The sequence below is a fragment of the Levilactobacillus huananensis genome (assembly GCF_003946145.1).
Classification (GTDB): Bacteria; Bacillota; Bacilli; order Lactobacillales; family Lactobacillaceae; genus Levilactobacillus; species Levilactobacillus huananensis.
In genome coordinates, this window is record NZ_RHOC01000012.1 from 1 (window position 1) to 17,731 (window position 17,731).

Consider the following 17,731-nt stretch of genomic DNA (forward strand, 5'->3'; position numbering starts at 1 on the left):
GTCCTATAAATTATAGGATTCAAGCCTCAGTAGCATAAATTAAATTACTATTTGTCTAACTTTTCTATTGCACTTCAGTGGTCGGCGCCCTTTTTGATTATTTCAGTGGCAGGATCATGTCTAAATGAGGAATACCGATGTCCAAGTAAACCTCACTGATCGGTTGAAACCCGAAGGATTCGTAAAACTTTTGTAAGTAGGCCTGAGCCTGAATGATGATGCGACCGGCCTCAGGATACGTTGCCTTGCAGGCGGCGATGGCTTGGGCGACTAGTTCGCGTCCACTACCATTGCCACGAGCGTCGGGAGCAACCACGACTCGGCCGATGCGAACCTGACTCTGCTCATCCATCAGCCGAGCATACGACCGAATCTTACCATCGGGTGCTTGCGTGAACAGGTGCTGAGCAGTCAGGTCCAGGTCATCCACCTCTTGATAGGCACAGGTTTGTTCCACGACGAAGACCGCTGTTCGTAACCGATAGATCTCAAAAAGCTCGGCCGTCGTTAATTCTTGAAAAGTCTTTTGCTGAAAATCATGCATCTACCCACCAGCTTTGATTAGTTTAATTGCTTAATATGCACTTGGTGATCCAAAGGATACTCGACTGGGGTATCCCATTCATTTAACATGTCATCCGTCATCTTGACCCCTTGCAACTCTAAGTTGTCATAGGGTTCCATGTAGTAGGCACGGTCGTCCAAGGCCATATAGCCTCGGTACTGCGTGTAGTCACTGGCGCCATCATCCTTTAGTTTAACGCCCTTAGGAATTGTCACGCTGTCCATTAAATGTTGTAACAGATTCAACGTGGTTGGTGTGTCTGCCGTTGGTTGGCTGTAATGCTTGTTGAAGACAGTCCGAACGAACCGGGATGGTGAGGTGTAGTCCCCGGGCATTCCCAAAGCGCCGGTACCAGGACCCTGAGTTGCCAACTCGAAGCCTTCATAGTCATGAAGTGGCCGTTGACTTGCCACAAGTGTGCCATAGGTACTGAGGTTCTGTAAGTGCCAACTCAGTTGCGGTGAGTTGGCCATCACGCCAACAGGATCATCGATAAGGTGAAGATCGTCACTCGTCGCTTCCAACACGGTCGTTTCTCCGGTCGGGTCGCTAAAGATGAAATGTAATGGCGTTGTCAGTCCTAGCAAGGAGACTGGGACGTCCACAAGTTGCACCTTTTGAATGAGTTTGCGAAGGTCGGCCACACTCTGGGCGTTTCCTAGAACCCAAGCAACTAAGTCATGAGGGGCAATCCCTAACTTGTCGGCTGCGGCCTCCTTCACGTACTTCGCGTACTGTGAAAAATAGAGGGCTGCGGCACCCAGACCAAATTCATTGACCCCATCAACAAAAATATAATGTTTCAAATTACGCCCAGCTCCCACAAAACCATATTTCGTGGTAAATTCACCGGCATCTCCTTGAATGCTTTGATTACGGGGCATAAAGATCGGTTGACCGCCTAATTCAAATGCAAAATCCATCGTTCGTGACAAGAAATGATCACCCTGACTATTTTCATACGTCAAACTAGTACACATCAAAATCATCCCTTTTCTAATATAATTATCCATTATTTTAACCCTAAAACAAATGTTATGCACGGATAACCGTTGATTATATAACTATTATTTAAAAACATCTAGCAACCGCGTCATCACGCCGTTTGACGGTTCAGGCCGCTAACGATTATCTGGGGTGATCATGTCTGCTAAAAATTAGGTCACCGTTAGAAGTTCACCGGTAAAACCACCTGAATTTAATGAATCCCGTTGTTCTCCAATATTCATTCAACGCCATATCGGGTATGCTTAGCCGTGAAAAGTGTTTCTATTTGACCCCAACTACCCCCAAGGGGATTTGCCCGGCTGGCTGCTTCACTACCAGTGAAAACAACCCGGGATTGGCCTTTCAAGACTGCTTGATTGACTTACCTGGCGAGATCAGCCTAGCCACAAGCGAGGGCTTAGTTCCCGTCTACGACCCGAGTTCCTCCTCCTTTTTCTGGTGACAGCCCCGGTAGTTTGTGAAACACTTTTCATTAAAAAGAGCCACGGAATAACATCCGCGGCTCTTTTTGGCATCCCAAGATGAGAAGCTTAATCTTCAGTTTGATAGGTAATTTGGCTCTCCCCATTACCATTGCTAACAACTTGCAATTGGTTAGCCACTTGTTCTCGTAATTCACTGACATGGCTAATGATACCAATCATTCGATTCTGACCTTCAACACTTTCTAACGAACTCAAAGCGGTCATGAGCGCGTCCTCGTCCAATGACCCGAAACCTTCATCAATAAACAGGGCCTCTACATCCACACTTCCGGTGGTTTGTTGAATAACTTCACCTAAAGCCAAAGCAAGGGCCAAGGCCGCAATGAAACTTTCCCCACCGGATAAGGTATGGACACTCCGTTGTTCCCCCACGTGATCATCATAGACATTAATCTCCAGGCCAGAGTTCTTTTTATAGGTAGCCGGACTTTCATCTACTAAGAATTGGTAACGCCCATTGGTCAACTGCTGAAGACGCTGATTACCAACCAACAAAATCTGTCTCAGGTAGGTCTGGAGAACGTAACGTTCCAGTCCCAACTTGCTATTCGGTCCGTCCCCGTTGGTCACCCCAACCAATTCATTAAGTGCCTGCGTCTTTTGAACTGCGGCGGCTTGTTGTGCGATCAACTTCTTTAGCTGTTTGACGTAGCGATCGTTGGTCTGCCAGCGATCTGTCAATTGATGTTGCTGATCGAGAAGTTCCGTTACCTGCTGTTGAGCAGCACTTAGGTCGCGTTGCGTCTGTTCCCGATTAGGCTGTGGTCGATCAGCGACACGCTTCTTCAGGTCAGCAACAGTCGTCTCAACTTGAGCCTGCTGCTGTTGAAAATCTGTGAGTTGTTGTCGTAATCTCGGTAAAGTCGTGACTTGTGCTAAGAGTCCGGCAAGCTCGTCAGCCGACAAGGCCATTAGATCCGATCCTTGCTTGGCAATCGCTGTCTTCAAATCGGCTTGAGCTAGTGTGAGTCGTTGTCGACTAGCACTGTATTCCTTAGCAGCACCATCTCGCTCCGTGATGGCCACAGTAACCGAATCTGTCGCCGTTTTAACAGCCTGAATACAGGCATCCCACTGCTTTTGGTCGGCGTCTAACTGCTGCTTCAATCGGCGTTCCTGTTCCTTAAACTCTGCCAAAGTTGGGGCGTCCTCGGGCAAGGACTCACGTTGTGTGGTCACTTGAACGTCCAAATGATCGGCCACCGTAGCCTTTTCCTGGTGTACCTTCTGCGCATCCTTAATCATCCGTTCCAACCGTTCGGCCTCTCGTTGTAACCGCGTGACTTGCGTTTGGGCCTGCTTAACCTCTGTTAGTGCTTGTTTATTCTTGTCAGCAGCCGTCTGATAAGCCGCTACTAGGTCGCTTACTCGCTGTTGACAATCAGCAAAGTTTTCCAACACATAATCGGTCGTCGACACAACGGCCATCAGCCTCGTCACCTCGGTATCACGCTTCTTCTGCTGATCTGCTAAGGTGGCTACTAATGTCTTGAGCTTAGTGTCCAAGCGAGTAACCTGTGTATGCCGGTCTTCTGCATGTTGCCGAGCAGTCTTCACCTCAACTTCGGTCACTGCGGAGTCAGCTACTGCCACTGGGTGAGGATGATCCACGGACCCACAAACAGGGCATGGGCGTCCTGGCTTGAGTTGTGCTGCCAATTGTGCAATCTGATGCTCCAAGAGTTCTTGATTCAACTCTTCAAATTTTGCTTGGCTCTCTTGATATGTTTGTTGTGCTTGATTCAAATCCACTTTTACAATGGCCAACTCTTCCTCAGTCGCCGCAATTTGCCGATCCGCACTCTGGATATCTCGAACTTGCCGTCGCCATTCATTTAATTCGGCCTCACGCTTGCTGAGACGTTGTTGTTCCTGATAGTGTTCGGCCTGCGTTTCCGTTATTGCTAATTGCTTTTTGAGTTGTACTTGTGTTTGCTGACCATTCTTCGTTAACTCTATTTCGGTGGCCTCAGCTTGCTTGCTAGCGCTCTGAGCAGCTTTCAATTGTTGTGTCAGGTCGGCAACTTTTTCGTAAATCGGCATTACCTTAGCTCGAGCCGTTAAATTAGCCTTGATTTCAGTCAAGCGCGTTTCAATCTGAGCTGCCGCTGCTTGGTCTTCTTGAGCCTGTTTAAGACTAGTCTTCTTGGCCGCCAGTTCAAGCACTGACTTCTCCGCTGCTGACTTGCGCTTAGCAAGATCACGCTGGGCGCTCGCCTGGGCGGTCCACTGAGGTTGGATGGCCTGAGCGCGTTCAAGTTGCTGGACTAGTTCCCGCTGGCCCGCCATTTGGGTCTCTCTTTCTTTCAGTTGTTGCTGTCGTTTCAATTGTTGTTCGAGTTCGTGCCGGTCCTTAAGCAATTGCTCTTCACGGGTGTCCTGTTGTGTCAACGTTGTGACTTGTTTGGAGGCAATCGTCACCTGTTGCTTAGCGGTCGCTTCAGCAGCTTGATTAGCCGTCTGTTGCGCCGACATCAAGGTCATCACTGCCGCCGTCTGTTTCTGGGCAATGGCGGCCTCTGCCGCTTCTTGATTCTCTGCTGTCCAAATTAGACTAGCCTGAACTTGCTCCCGATTCCGATCAGCTTCCTTGTTTCTGTCCTGTTCAGCTCTGAATTGCGATTTCAGTTGGTCGGCCCATAAGCCAAAAATCTCCGTATTAAAGAGTTGTTCCAGCACAGCTGCCTTTTCGTCACTTGGGGCAATTAAAAACTGGCGAAACTTTCCTTGGGGAAGCAACACAATCTGAGCAAATTGCTTGCCGTCCATCTGAAGAAGCTCCTGCAAGAATTGACGAACCTGATTGGCCTTAGTCAGTTGCTTGGTCTCTGAGCCATTCTCAAAAACTGTGAGTTCAACGCTGGCCGGGGTGTTAGTAACACCGGTTCCTCGCTTTTTCTTCAGAGTTTGTGCAGGTTCCCGAATAATCCGATACTCGCAGTCACGATGACTAAATGTGAAGGTTACGCGTGTATGATCTGCAATTGTCGCAAAGTCAGATCGCATTGCTGCGGGCTCGCGATCAACCCCTGAAGATTGATCAAAGAGGGCATAGCACATACCATCAAAAATAGTTGTTTTCCCACTCCCGGTCTTCCCACTAATCAAAAAAAGGGGGCTGTCAAACCTTTGAAAATCAATTTTTTCGTCTCGATATGGACCAAAGTACTGTAAATGTAAAGTTAATGGGCGCATGACCTTAACCCTCCTCTTCTTTCTTAGCACGTTGATAGGCCTGTTTAGCCCAAGTTTCCTGTTGATCAGTCAACGGATGTTGCGCAACTGTTTCGAAGAAATCGCGCAATAACGTGAGAGGATCCTGTTGCACCTGATCAATGTCGAGAGTTTTGGGAGCGACATCAATCTGATTAATCCGATGTAATTCGGTCACTTTGGGAAACCGAGTCTTGAGTCGCTGCATGACGTTAACAATTGGCGCCGTATCGGTTAACTCAATCGCCACGAAATCATCTGGCGTTACCGGAAAAGCCTTTTTCGGATTCATTAACTCTTCAAACGACGCCTGCAATACGACGAGATTGTGCAAGGGCTTTAGCGGTTTAAAGGTCACTGTCACAGGGTCAGTCGCCGTATCAACAATCCAGACGCCCTTCGTATCCTGGGACTCGCTGGTCGAGAATTTCAATGGCGATCCACTGTATTTTATCGTTGGTTCACTCTGCAAGGCTTCCTTACGGTGTAAATGGCCTAAAGCAACGTAATCAAAATCACGCAAAAGGTCTACAGGGACAGCGTTTAGGCCACCCACTTGCACACCTGTTTCCGAATCAACATGGGTACTTCCGGCCGCAAAAAAGTGTGCGACCAGGACATGTTTCATTTCTGGATCAAAGGCTGCTACCATCTTATCCACAACCTTTTTCATCGCTTGAGCTACCGTCTTCAAGCTGTCATCCTCGAAATATTGACGCGCCGCAAACGGTTCAAAATAGGGAAGTAAAAAGAACTGTGTCCCCGCCATAACAACCGGCGTAAATGCGTCAGCCAGGCGGGTATTGAGATAGAACGCCGTACTCTTGAACCAGTCACTTCCTTGACCCAACCGAACCGCAGAGTCGTGATTGCCACTAATTGCGAGTAACGGAAAGTGTTCATGACGATTCAGATCGACTAGCATATCATCAAGGGCCGTTACTGCATCTTCGCTGGCCAAAGCCCGGTCATATAGATCGCCAGCAATCACAATCGCATCGACCTTTTCAGTCTTGGCGATAGCCTTAATCTGACGGTAAGCATCACGCTGTTCCGTCAGGAGATCATAGCCTTGAAGCTTTCTCCCAATATGCCAATCTGCTGTATGTAAAAAGCGCATTTGTCATCGTCCTCCCTTATTGTTTTTCCGGTGCCCAGTCACAACTCAATTCGTGGTCGTTAACGAGTCCCGCGGCCTCTAAAAAGGAATAAACGGTCGTGGGCCCAACAAACTTGAACCCTTTTTTCTTCATCTCACGAGCCACTAATTTTGATAAATCTGTGGTCGCTGGCAGATCGGCCATCGTGTGAATCATGTGCCGAATCGGCTGGTTATCCACGAAATTCCACAGCCAACTGGCAAAGTCTGTCGGATCATTCCAGGTCAAGATAGCCTGGGCATTGGCAACGGTTGCCGTTAATTTGAGTCGATTACGAATAATGGCCGAATTGGTCAAAAGCCGTTCAATATCAGTAGGCGTCATCGCTGCTACTTTGGCCAGATCATAATCATAGAAAGCCGTTTTGAAAGCTGCTCGTTTATTAAGCACCGTTTGCCAACTTAACCCGGCCTGATAGGTTTCTAGACTCAACAACTCAAACAGCTTTTGGGGATCATGTTCTGGTCGTCCCCATTCTTTATCATGATACTCCTGCATGACGGGTGAATCAGACACCCATGTACACCGCTTAACCACTAAAAAGCCCTCCCTTTTTTTCGTTACGTTTACTATACCAGATTTACAAGCAAAGTTTCGAACATTCGTTCGCTAATTTTAAACGGGTCATCCCACTAACCCCGCTATCATAGGGTTAACGCCTAAATCATTTGGGGCCTTCTTTGCTTGACCCGTTACGGGGAAAAGGCTATGCTATTGTAAACATGACGTTTTGGGGAATTGAGGAGGTCAAACTCATGCATCAAGCACATCATTTAGGAATTCGGTCACTACTCGTAACTGCGGCTGCAGCACTGCTGATTACGCCTGTGATCTCGACCAGCACCGTGACGGCCCATGCTGCCAGCGTGAACCCGTCAGCGACAACGCTGAAGAAGTCCAAGAGCTACTATCGTAAAAATGCGCGCAAGTTGGCTAAGCGCTATAAGCTCACTTATGATGCCCAATCAGCATTGAAGAAGAACGGGCGTGCGACAGTTTGGATCAACACTAGCGATTCAAGTCTCAAAAGTAGCACGAAGATCGCCATGAACTATTGGAATAAAAAACTCGGGAAAAAGGAATTTGTTCAGGGCTCAAAGAAGAACCACACCCTGACACTCTCTATCTCAAAAGCTAAACCAACGAAGTCTGACCAAAGTGATGCCTGGTGGACACCTGGTAAAAAGAAGCTTCAGGTCCGGTGGTCCTACTACCGTGATGAGACGCAAAATATTGCCGTTTCCATGACTAACCAACTCAATGATGCCTTCTACAGAAAGTATGCGAAAACTATCGAAGCCAAGGCGAAAGCCAATTTGGCCGCCAAGGGTATTACGACTAGCGATGCCAACTATCAGAGTCTCTTCAACGCTGAGGCTGCAGCAGTCGAAACTTCTCTGCCTGCCTATGCCACCTTGAAAAAGGAAGTTAAAGGTGTCAACAGCGTTGCCAAGACTGGCCGTAAGTATGAATATGCTAGCACCGTGGCTCATGAATTGGGACATGTTCTCGGCTTGAATCATTCGCCGAAAAAGGCTGATCTCATGTACTTTGAGAGTGGTAACGACAACGTTTACAGTTACAAAAAAGTTAAGGCTGGCTTGTCTAAGTACAATCCAATCACGACAACCGATAAGAACCGAGCTAAGTTGGCATTAAAAGTTTACGCTGCTGCTCACTAATTTTAAATTTCGCCAAGGGCGTGGCCACGGGTCACGCTTTTTTTATATCTGCATGTCCACCATTTACCGGCGCCATGTCTCCCCATCTTTCAAGGTTGAAATCTAAATGTAATCAACTGTAAACCTGTGGTAACCTTTTGGCTGGCCATACCGTGTACAATGAAGGCAAAGATTGAGGAGGAAGTATTTTATGTCTAATAAGTTACATAAATTGAGTGTTGGTATTGCCGCCTTCGCTGCCGTTCTCGCCGTTGGTGTTGGACTTAGCACGACTAAGGCCGATGCCGCCGCCAAAAAGGTTGCCGATATTTCGCAATACCAGGGGAACATTAACTGGAAGAAAGCTTCCAAGGACCTGAAGTACGCCATTATCCGCGTCCAACATGGAAGCAAGGGCGACGCTGGTTATATGGTTGACAGCAAGCGGAACGTCAACGCCAATGGCGCCCACAAGTACGGTGTCCCATTTGGTCAATACATGTTCGCTGAATTCACGAGTGTGAAGGATGCCCAGAATGAAGCCAAAGACTTCTACAAGCGAAGCAATAAGAACACGAAGTTCTTCGTCTTGGATGAAGAAAAGCGGATGCCTTCTGCTAAGAATAAGGAACAAACCTACGTCAACGCTTGGTTAAAGACGATGCGTAAGCTAACCGACAAGCCTTTAATCATGTACGCTGGTGAATACTACGCCAACTATCACAAGCTGAACTTCAGCAAGTTCGATGGGGCCTGGATTGCCAAGTACAGTTCTTACAAGCCTAAAGTTTCTGGAACGTCCATTGACCTCTGGCAAAATACGAGTCGTGGTCGGGTCTCCGGTATCAGTGGTAATGTCGACCTGAACAAGGTTTTGAATAAATCCACGGTTGACAAGTGGTTCACCGGTTCTATGTCCCACAAGTCAAAGCCTAGCTATTACAAGTCCTTAGATGGTGCCAAGGGTATTACCGTCAAGAAACCAATCTTCGAATACAAGTCCACCCTCTTCACTAAGAACAAGCGGACTTCACAGACGCGAATCAAGGCCGGTAAGAAGTTAGCTGTTAAGGCCGTTGTTAAAAACAACAAGGGTTCTTACCGTTACCAATTAACCAATGGTCACTACATCACTTCTCAAAAGAACTACGTGACGCCTTACAAATAAAGACTGATTTCAACGATGATCAACCTTCGAGTTGACCATCGTTTTTATACGAAAAGACGTTGCATCCCAGATAATTGGGACGCAACGCCTTTTAATTTCACGTTATTGAAGTGCCGTGACCAATTGTAACGTTGCCGAGAAGTAATTGTGCTTTTCGATCTTCTTCGGTAACTGTTTAGCAGTCTTCTTGGTTAAACTCTTATTCCCCATAATCTTAGCAGCCACGTGAACCGGTGCGGTAAACGCGGTATTCTCGTAACTGTTGACGGCCCGGCCACTCATGGTATAAACCGCGGTAATCTTCTTTTTCTTGTTATAAAAGGCCAGCTGCTTCTTCAGGGCCCTCTTGGTGACGCTGTCCCGACTAATTTTGTAGGTCTGGGCTAAACGCCAAGGGACGCGACAGGCATTGTAGCCAACCTGGTTGTCCGTCCCTGACTCAATCGTATACGGTTTAACGGCCTTAAGCTTGATAGTCTTCTTCGTCGCAAAGATAAAATCTGGAAACAGTCCGGTCTTGTGCCGTGCGCTGAGTTTCTTCACGGCCACCTGGCTCTGTTTAGCGACCTTACGCCAGGTTTTATCCTTAGTATACTTGGCAAATGTCTTAAAGTATCCCGTCATCAAGTCCGCCGTTCTAAGCTTGCTGACATCATAACTAGAGGTCGCCCAGTTCCCCATGGTTGGCAGATAGGTCGTCTTATTGATCTCCTTTTGCTTGATGGCCTTAATCAGAGACTTGGCTGCCTTTTTATAATTCGTTTGACGACTCCCCCACTGCTTATCCGCTAGGATGAGGGCATAGGCGATATCCAGATCCCCATCGGTCGCACTATTCTTCTGAGAACCTTTACTGGTCATCTTGCCAGATCGCTTGGTCTGTTGCCATTGCATCAGTGGCACCTTGCTCGATACCCGATGCGCCCGGTAGTAACGGTAAAACTGGTTAAATGTGGTCTGGGTCTTGGCCCCCTTCTTAGCAGCCAGGACGGATGCCAACATGGCATAGCCTTGCCCTTCAGAAAGCGCCGTTGTCTTCCCTTGACCATTGTTACTCTTCACATATTTCTGAGACGCCCCAGCCACATAGGCCTGACGCCACTGCCGATACTGAATCACCGCCGTATTGGTCTTGGCCTCACTCGTTGTTGGTCGGAGATTAGCTAGGCCCGCCACGAGTCCGACAACCAGGCCCAGTCCAAGAACAGCACCGATTAACCCTCGTTTTTGCATATTTCCAGCTCCCTCTTTAACTAGTCACGACATGCTAATTAAGTTCAATTATCTCGCAAACTAAATTATTTGTCGTCCAAAATAGCCCAAGTCATCAATTTTGACCTGACAACTGACTGGCTAGCAACATAATAGGACATAACTCAAAAATCAGCTTTTCCAGAAGAAGTTTCTTCTGAAAAAGCTGATTTTTTGCCATTATAGTGTCGAAACGTGCGCCACAAGGCAGTATTTTCCACTCTCGTTGCTTGCTTTTCTAATCCGTAAAAACCTTTTTGGCGATCCCAAATGCGGACCAAGCCTTTGGCCAACCCACGTAGAAGGACAGATGGGTAATCACTTCAGCAATTTCATCCTTGGTAATTCCGTTTTGCTTGCCAATCTTCAAATGAGCTGGCAACTGTTCAAAGTTTCCGGCAGAGATCAGCGCTGAAATGGTCACCAGGCTTCGTTGGTGCGCAGAGAGTTTGTCCTCGCGAGACCAGACTTCGCCGAATAAAACATCATCGTTGAGCTCTGCGAACTTAGGGGCAAAATCACCTAAGTTGTCGCGACCTGCTGTTTGCTTCTTTGCCATGAAATCCAGACCTCCTAGTCTAATGCGTTATAGTGAGCATCGTCAACGGGTTCCAACCATTCTGGCGTACCCGCTGTGATAGCGATGTGGCTGAACCAGCTATCCTTCGTAGCCCCATGCCAATGCTTAACACCATCCTTGGTGACCACAACATCACCGGGATGTAAGCGCCGAGCTGGTTGCCCGTCTTCTTGGTACCAGCCTTCACCACCAGTAACTAACAGGATCTGGAACCCGTCATGATGGATGTGCCAATTGTTCCGGCAACCAGGTTCAAAGGTCACATTACCAACCCCAACGCTAACGTCAGGATCGCTCACTAACCCCTGTAAGTAGCTCTGACCGGTAAAAAATTTTTGATAAGCCACGTTCTTGTCTCCCACTGGGAAAATCACGCCATTTTTAATTGCTTCATTTTTAGCCATCATTTATTCTCCTTTTGTGTCGTTGAATTGTTGTAGATAGTCATGAAAACTCTCGGAATCGTCAATCGTGTGATCTACTTTACCGTCATACCAATCGATCTTACGACTGAGGACCTTGAGATGCATTTGAAGCTCAGCAATATCGGCTTCTGCATCATCCTTGGTTTTCTGTAGCATGGCACGCCGTTCGGGAATCGTCCGGTCACCTTCTGCTCGCAATCGAACATAACGTTTGAGATCATTCAGACGGAGTCCCGTTCCTTTGAGATGCAGAATAAAACCGACCCACCGAATATCATTCTCTGTATAGTAACGAACGCTATTTTCATCACGCTGGGAAACGATCAATCCCTGGTCCTCGTAGTAACGTAACGTGTAGGTCGACAGACCTACCAACTTCGCAAATTCACCAATCCGATACTTTTTACCTGCCACGATGCCACCTCCTTGCGTACTTTACAAAATCTAGTTAACACCTTTGAGTGCACTTTAAGTCAAGGGATTTTTTAATATTACCTACTTTTCCACCGTAGTCCTTCAATAGCTGGCTGACTCAGGATCTGCTTACCGAAAAAAATGACTTAGAAAGGCCAATTCTCCCAAAATAGTCGTCTGATAACGTAAGTAAGGCAAGGTTACGAATATAGTATAACCTATGTATGCCGATAATTGTCTGACTGATCGACTGGCACAATTCGTTTAAGCTGTGGCAAGACAGCCGTTAAACCAGTCTACTTAAAAAAGAACGTTGCAATCATCATGACTTATCTGACAAGGGCTTAGCCGGGTAAATCCTTTTAATTTGACGTCCGTATTCATAATCCAAGAAATAGTTTCGCTAGTTTATAATTTAGCTTGAATTTGCTATGAAAGGGTGTACAATGAAGTTGTAGAAAAGATTGTCCACATTAATAAATGTGTGTCAAAAGTAACCACTGACTAGGGCGAAAAACTTCATATCAGTTGAGGAGGAAATCATCATGAGGAAACAAGTTAACATTGAAACTAAAGAACACTTTAAGAGTTACAAGGCAGGTAAGAACTGGGTCTTTGCTTGTCTCACTGTGGCAACCTTAGGCTTAGGCATGACCGGCATGAGCGTCACTGCTCATGCGGATACAATGCCAGCTCCCGAACCACAGACTGAAGTTAATGATGAAAGCGCTTCCGGTTCAGAACAATCCAATCAAGTGCTTTTGACCACTACTTCCGAAAAAAAGACCTCCCTGGATGACTCTGGTGCTGAAGATAAGACCATTTCTGACACTAAGACTGGAACCGATGAGGCGCCCAAAGATTCAGACACAAATCCTGAAAAAACTAACAAGTTAACTTCTAATGACCAAGAAAAGGATACCGTTCCTGAGACCCAAAAAGAGAATCAACCAGAGGTGCAAAAAGCGCCTGGCGTTTCAGTACCGCCAAAGAACGATGACACACAAAAAGAAACACCTGACAACAAACAGATTGAACCAGTTCAATCTATTCGACCGTTCTCCTCAATTCTTCCAACAGCCATGTTATCTCGAAGTGCCCTAGTGAAGGACACTTTGCCTAATATCATGGGTGTCGATGCCACAGAATGGATGCCAGATCCAGCTATGCGGGCTTGGGTCATTAACCAGGCTAAATTTTTCAATCCTGGTGCCGTCATTACTTCAGCTAATTTATTTAGCTACATCTCAAATGTCACGTCGTTGAGTGATTACAATTTTACGGCTGATTTGCCAACTGACTTCACAGGTATTCAATATCTGACTAACTTAACTGATTTCAGCCTGACTAAACAAGCTATCGCCCCGGACCATATGATCGATTTCTCCTTTGCACCAAATCTAACAAGCCTAACGTTAACCGTCCCAACTGGCACGACGATGGCACCACAAGATGCCAGCACCTTCATGCAGACTTATTTGGGCCAGAACACGAAGTTACAATACCTCTACATCAGACATTACAATTTGACTGGTGATCTTCCCGACCTTTCCGCTTACAAACAACTGGTCAATGTTAATTTAGATAGCAATGCGTTGACTGGTACCCTCGCCAACCTTGGAACCTTGCCTGAAGTGCTTTATCTTCAACTCGGTGATAATCAACTCTCTGGTGCTTTCCCTGATCTCACCGCTTTCCCAAAGTTGCAAAGACTCTACATGACCAATAATAACTTCAGTGGTAAGTTACCAGACCTATCTGGCTTTACTGGTCTCAACACCCTTGCCATTGACGGTAATCACTTTACAACCAACTTTAATGATCCTAACCTTCTGGGTGTCTGGACTTCCAATCAGACGGTTCAAGGTGGAACTTACAAACTTTCTGATTTACCAAAACTAGCAACCTTCGATCCACTCACTAATGTTCTCTTTGGTTCACAAGACCTTGCCGGTAACATTGATACCACAGCTAAGTACAATGTGATGAATGAAGGAACGTTGCCTTTATACTTCTGGCGCAATGCTGACCCAGACAACCCCTTAGGCTTTGTCTACAAGGCCAACGGCACGGCAATTCCAGCCGGGACTTACACGATCACTGTTGCAACGACTAACAACTACCAAGCTGAAACGACCGTCACCTTCACTATCGTCGATGATACGACACCAGTTGATCCAGATCCGGATCCAAGTACCGACCCTGACACAACCGATCCAACAACCGATCCTGGAACAACTGATCCAGTCGACCCAACAGAACCTGTCACACCAACAACACCACCAACAACTGATGATGCCGGAGACCAGATTATTTCCGATGGTGATGGGGATCAAATCGTTACCCCTACCAAACCCACGACCAATGATCAGACGGCACATCCAGTTGTAACCAACGACGGCGCTGCTACAAAGATTGTGACCAACAATGGTCACCACGTCACCGCAACAACTGCCTCTGTTAGTCCTGTCGTTAGTCACCGCAATCAGGTGACTAACCTGACAACTACCAAATTGGCGACATCCAAGACGAGTCACCAAAATGAAACAACCTTACCACAGACTGGTGAAAAACAAAATCTTGTTTCGATGATCGCTGCTGGTGTCACCGTTGCTCTGGCTACCTTGGGCCTTGGCCTACGTCACAAACGTCAAGAATAAACATTTCTACGCAACTAAAAATCCGTTCGATTGCTGAACTTAATCAGTGATCGAGCGGATTTTTTATTCAGGATCAATTTGATCAATAGCGAGCCGCATCACCTGTTTGAAACGAGCATCAATCCTGCGTTGAGAGATGTTCAGAAAACCGCCAAATTCTTGGACTAGAAACCCAAATAACGCTGAGCGATAAAGTGTCGACGCCACAAGACCTTCTTCACTGCCTTCGACGAGATGCAAGCTCCGAAACATCTGTAAATAGAGTGTCGACAGCGCCTCATGTGTGCGTTTCAATTGTCGCATATCATTTGGATCCATCAGAATTGGGGCCAAATGTTGTTGCTTTCGACAACCCTGCCGAAATTCTTGAGCAAAAACCATTAAGGCCTCTTTTCCTCCGACGCCTACTAGCCGCCGCATCAGCCGGTCTGATAATTGTTGGACAAACTGCACGCCCACTTGGTCTAGGAGATCATTCAAACTGTCAGCATAATTATAAACAGACTGTGGTCGAATCTCCAGTACATCTGCCAGTGCCCGAATAGTCAATTTTTCAATACCATTCTCTGCAATTAACCGATTAGCCTGGTCTAAGACTATGTCTTGCGTTAGTGCACGCCGCTTTACCATGTTCTCGCCTCTTCCAAAAGTATTCCACACATAGTAAATTATAACCTGAACTGCTGTTAGAATAAATGACTTATCTCGTACCAGCTCCAACAATGCAGATCATACTGAGATAACGTGTGGAAAACATAAAGTGGTGGATTACCACCTTAGTAATCCACCACTGACGCATTATTAAGCAACTAATACCGACGTTCCCAAACAAACCAGCCACCCGTCACTAAGACCAACAGGAAGCCTAACCCGGCTTCAATTAATGGTTTTGCGGAACGTTCACCGGTTTGTGGTAACATTTGGATCACGTGACCGCCAGCTGCTTGTGTCGACCCACTCGGTTGACTTGTCACTGGCGCGGTGTTTCCCGATCCACTAACACTTGGCTGTTGCTCACCTTGACCAACCGTGTGCCCCGTCTCGGGCGTCGTGGTTCCTGGAATCGTGGGCGCTACTGGTGGTTTCGGTACAGATGGATGTGTTGGTGTTGGCGTTGGCGTTGGTTCTGGTGTAGTCGGTCCAACTGGTGGCGTTGTCACCGGTGGTACCGTCTCACCAGGCGTACCGCCCCCACCAGGATTTTCACCCGGTGTTTCTGGCGTCGTTGCAACATCTTCTGCAGAAACAGTCACTGCCCCTGCCCCCTCACCAACGATGGTAAAAGCAAGTGGGGTCTTGTCCAATTTGTAACCTTCTGGCGCCTTGACTTCAACGAATTGATACTTTCCTGCGGCAAGATTATCCACCTGAATAATCCCCTCAGCATTCGTCGACAAGGCTTCCTTCACAATATTACCCGTGCTATCTACTAGGTTATAAACCGCACCGGCCAACTTCTTACCAGTAACCCGGTCTGTCTTCGTTAGAATAACCTCGCCAGGTAGCTTCTCATTACTATGGTCGGCCGTGTCCTCAGCCGAAACTGATACGGCTGCTGTCGACCCACTGACAATCGTGAAACTAACCGGTTCTGCATTTAGGGTATAACCGTTTGGAGCCGCTGTTTCAACAAACTCATAATTGCCGGCTGGCAATCCTTTGTAGGTGATGATACCCTCGCTAGTTGTGACTAAACCTGTAGCGACTTCTGTCCCATCACTCTTTCTCAAAGTATAGGTTGCCCCGGCCAATTTCTGACCAGTTTCCTTATCTGTCTTGGTCAAGATAACTTCGCCCGAGTCTGGTACAACGACAGAGATTGGCGTATCCTCAGCAGAAACCTTCACTGCGGTTGTCACATCTTGTGTAACCGTGAATGGAATCGGCGTTGTGTCCAACGTATACCCTTCGGGCGCGGCCGTTTCAATAAACTTATAGTCACCAACTGGTAAACTAGTAACAGAGATGTTTCCCTCCGCATTCGTGACTAAATTGGAACCGTAAATTTTACCATTGCTATCCATCAAGGTGTAGGTTGCGCCAGCGAGCTTGGCCCCAGTAGCCTTATCTGTCTTGGTTAAAAGAACCTCGCCGAATTCTTCGCTAGAGCCATTACCACTGCCAGTTCCCCCCCAAGTAATTTGGGCATCCACATTCTGACCATTCATCGACGCCAAATTCGTCCAGATACCACTTTCACCGACAATTGTTGGCTTCGTTTGAAAGACGATATTGATGGTCTTTGTAACGTTTGGAAAGGTAAAGATAATGGTATTTCCAGAAAACTCAATTTCAGGCGTCACTGTCCCATCGGCCACAAAACTGCCATCTTCATTATACTTGCCTGTTTCAGCATAAACACTGCCTGGAATATACGTTTGGTTTGGACCCAAGTTATCCGTAACGACAGCTGTTCCTAATGACAACCCATTCGGATTAATCGCAACGTTCCAAGCCAGAGTTGCAGGTGATCCGTCCTCATTTCGATCGGCAATCCACCCAACCTTGTTGACTATCCAGTCGCGTCCGATATTTTCATTTTCCTTCGTTCCTGTCACGTAAAACTGAAGTTTACCGCCACGATTGGTGCCTGTCTCGCTTAACACATCGTTAAAGGTAATTGTCCCAGTCGTTTCACCGGCCTTAATTACCAGGGTACCAACCACACGCCCAGAGTCATCCTTCAAGTCAATCGAAATATCTTGACCCGCCACTGCATTAGGTGGTAACGTCACGGGCACCGTGTCGCCAGCCTGAATCGCCTCGCCATCTGGAATGCCCCACGTATAACTGACCTCGTAACCATTCCATTTGCTTAGGTCGCTTCCTAAAGGTACCTTATTCCCTTGCAGATCAGTAACAGTCGCATCGTTCCCGGTGAGGCCGGCCGCACTTAATTCAGCGGCGTGGGCCGTCACACCACTGATGATGAACCCACCTGTAAGGAAGACTGTCAGTACCATCACAAGGCCCAAAATGATAGGCCAAATCTTCCTTTTCATCGTCATCCTCCTCCAATCATCAACACTCCCATCTTGGATTATGCCCTAGTGGGAATCGAAGCTTACCGAATTAAAGACTTCTCTTCTATTCCGCTTCATTTCCTACTATAACGACTCATCGTCATCAAGACGTCCCGGG

The 17,731-nt window shown here is 47.1% G+C and carries 14 protein-coding genes; 3 read left to right on the forward strand and 11 right to left on the reverse strand.

Going from position 1 to position 17,731, the window contains the following annotated elements; translation table 11 throughout:
* Positions 1 to 97: 97 nt before the first annotated feature.
* From EKM71_RS09030 to EKM71_RS09050, 5 genes are all read right to left on the reverse strand, one after another.
* Positions 98 to 544 carry a GNAT family N-acetyltransferase gene (locus EKM71_RS09030; RefSeq protein WP_125574281.1) on the reverse strand — a complete coding sequence of 149 codons (447 nt, stop codon included), beginning with the start codon at positions 542 to 544 and terminating at the stop codon, positions 98 to 100.
* Positions 545 to 561: 17 nt separating this feature from the next.
* Positions 562 to 1,545 carry a choloylglycine hydrolase family protein gene (locus EKM71_RS09035; protein WP_125574339.1) on the reverse strand — a complete coding sequence of 328 codons (984 nt, stop codon included), beginning with the start codon at positions 1,543 to 1,545 and terminating at the stop codon, positions 562 to 564.
* 558 nt (positions 1,546 to 2,103) lie between these two features.
* Positions 2,104 to 5,253 (reverse strand): AAA family ATPase, encoded by a 3,150-nt coding sequence (locus EKM71_RS09040; protein ID WP_125574282.1) that lies wholly within the window; start codon positions 5,251 to 5,253, stop codon positions 2,104 to 2,106.
* Between the two features lie 4 nt (positions 5,254 to 5,257).
* Positions 5,258 to 6,391: an exonuclease SbcCD subunit D gene (locus EKM71_RS09045; RefSeq protein WP_125574284.1), complete on the reverse strand. Its 1,134-nt coding sequence runs from the start codon at positions 6,389 to 6,391 to the stop codon at positions 5,258 to 5,260.
* Positions 6,392 to 6,407: 16 nt separating this feature from the next.
* On the reverse strand, positions 6,408 to 6,968 hold the full coding sequence (locus EKM71_RS09050; protein WP_125574286.1) for a DNA-3-methyladenine glycosylase I: 561 nt from the start codon (positions 6,966 to 6,968) through the stop codon (positions 6,408 to 6,410).
* A gap of 218 nt (positions 6,969 to 7,186) precedes the next feature.
* Between EKM71_RS09050 and EKM71_RS09055 the strand changes: the two genes are divergently transcribed.
* A complete protein-coding gene (locus EKM71_RS09055; RefSeq protein ID WP_125574287.1) occupies positions 7,187 to 8,113 on the forward strand; it encodes a matrixin family metalloprotease in 927 nt (308 codons plus the stop codon).
* A 190-nt stretch (positions 8,114 to 8,303) separates the two neighbouring features.
* Positions 8,304 to 9,260: a GH25 family lysozyme gene (locus EKM71_RS09060; protein ID WP_125574289.1), complete on the forward strand. Its 957-nt coding sequence runs from the start codon at positions 8,304 to 8,306 to the stop codon at positions 9,258 to 9,260.
* Between the two features lie 102 nt (positions 9,261 to 9,362).
* Here EKM71_RS09060 and EKM71_RS09065 read toward each other — a convergent pair whose 3' ends face one another.
* The 4 genes from EKM71_RS09065 to EKM71_RS09080 all read right to left on the reverse strand — a co-directional run bounded on the left by EKM71_RS09065 (position 9,363) and on the right by EKM71_RS09080 (position 11,930).
* The gene (locus EKM71_RS09065; RefSeq protein WP_125574290.1) at positions 9,363 to 10,493 is read right to left on the reverse strand and encodes a glycosyl hydrolase family 8; all 1,131 of its coding nucleotides are present in this window, start codon (positions 10,491 to 10,493) and stop codon (positions 9,363 to 9,365) included.
* 256 nt (positions 10,494 to 10,749) lie between these two features.
* Positions 10,750 to 11,070: a carboxymuconolactone decarboxylase family protein gene (locus EKM71_RS09070; protein ID WP_125574292.1), complete on the reverse strand. Its 321-nt coding sequence runs from the start codon at positions 11,068 to 11,070 to the stop codon at positions 10,750 to 10,752.
* A 14-nt stretch (positions 11,071 to 11,084) separates the two neighbouring features.
* Positions 11,085 to 11,495, reverse strand: coding sequence for a cupin domain-containing protein (locus EKM71_RS09075; RefSeq protein ID WP_191986206.1), 411 nt, complete (start codon positions 11,493 to 11,495; stop codon positions 11,085 to 11,087).
* A 3-nt stretch (positions 11,496 to 11,498) separates the two neighbouring features.
* Positions 11,499 to 11,930, reverse strand: coding sequence for a MerR family transcriptional regulator (locus EKM71_RS09080; protein ID WP_125574295.1), 432 nt, complete (start codon positions 11,928 to 11,930; stop codon positions 11,499 to 11,501).
* Positions 11,931 to 12,475: 545 nt separating this feature from the next.
* Here EKM71_RS09080 and EKM71_RS09085 point away from each other — a divergent pair.
* Entirely contained in the window at positions 12,476 to 14,590 is a 2,115-nt protein-coding gene (locus EKM71_RS09085) for a KxYKxGKxW signal peptide domain-containing protein (protein WP_125574297.1), read from the forward strand.
* 63 nt (positions 14,591 to 14,653) lie between these two features.
* On the opposite strand, the gene EKM71_RS09090 is transcribed toward EKM71_RS09085, so the two are convergent.
* Both EKM71_RS09090 and EKM71_RS09095 read right to left on the reverse strand, forming a co-directional pair.
* Positions 14,654 to 15,220, reverse strand: coding sequence for a TetR/AcrR family transcriptional regulator (locus EKM71_RS09090; protein ID WP_125574298.1), 567 nt, complete (start codon positions 15,218 to 15,220; stop codon positions 14,654 to 14,656).
* Positions 15,221 to 15,399: 179 nt separating this feature from the next.
* Positions 15,400 to 17,592, reverse strand: a complete 2,193-nt coding sequence (locus EKM71_RS09095) for a SpaA isopeptide-forming pilin-related protein (protein WP_164504770.1) — start codon at positions 17,590 to 17,592, stop codon at positions 15,400 to 15,402.
* Between the last annotated feature and the right edge of the window lie 139 nt (positions 17,593 to 17,731).

Coding starts and splice junctions, on each gene's coding strand:
- EKM71_RS09030 (WP_125574281.1), bottom strand. CDS start 544: ATGCATGATTTTCAGCAAAAGACTTTTCAAGAATTAACGACGGCCGAG.
- EKM71_RS09035 (WP_125574339.1), bottom strand. CDS start 1,545: ATGTGTACTAGTTTGACGTATGAAAATAGTCAGGGTGATCATTTCTTG.
- EKM71_RS09040 (WP_125574282.1), bottom strand. CDS start 5,253: ATGCGCCCATTAACTTTACATTTACAGTACTTTGGTCCATATCGAGAC.
- EKM71_RS09045 (WP_125574284.1), bottom strand. CDS start 6,391: ATGCGCTTTTTACATACAGCAGATTGGCATATTGGGAGAAAGCTTCAA.
- EKM71_RS09055 (WP_125574287.1), top strand. CDS start 7,187: ATGCATCAAGCACATCATTTAGGAATTCGGTCACTACTCGTAACTGCG.
- EKM71_RS09060 (WP_125574289.1), top strand. CDS start 8,304: ATGTCTAATAAGTTACATAAATTGAGTGTTGGTATTGCCGCCTTCGCT.
- EKM71_RS09065 (WP_125574290.1), bottom strand. CDS start 10,493: ATGCAAAAACGAGGGTTAATCGGTGCTGTTCTTGGACTGGGCCTGGTT.
- EKM71_RS09070 (WP_125574292.1), bottom strand. CDS start 11,070: ATGGCAAAGAAGCAAACAGCAGGTCGCGACAACTTAGGTGATTTTGCC.
- EKM71_RS09075 (WP_191986206.1), bottom strand. CDS start 11,495: ATGGCTAAAAATGAAGCAATTAAAAATGGCGTGATTTTCCCAGTGGGA.
- EKM71_RS09085 (WP_125574297.1), top strand. CDS start 12,476: ATGAGGAAACAAGTTAACATTGAAACTAAAGAACACTTTAAGAGTTAC.
- EKM71_RS09090 (WP_125574298.1), bottom strand. CDS start 15,220: ATGGTAAAGCGGCGTGCACTAACGCAAGACATAGTCTTAGACCAGGCT.
- EKM71_RS09095 (WP_164504770.1), bottom strand. CDS start 17,592: ATGAAAAGGAAGATTTGGCCTATCATTTTGGGCCTTGTGATGGTACTG.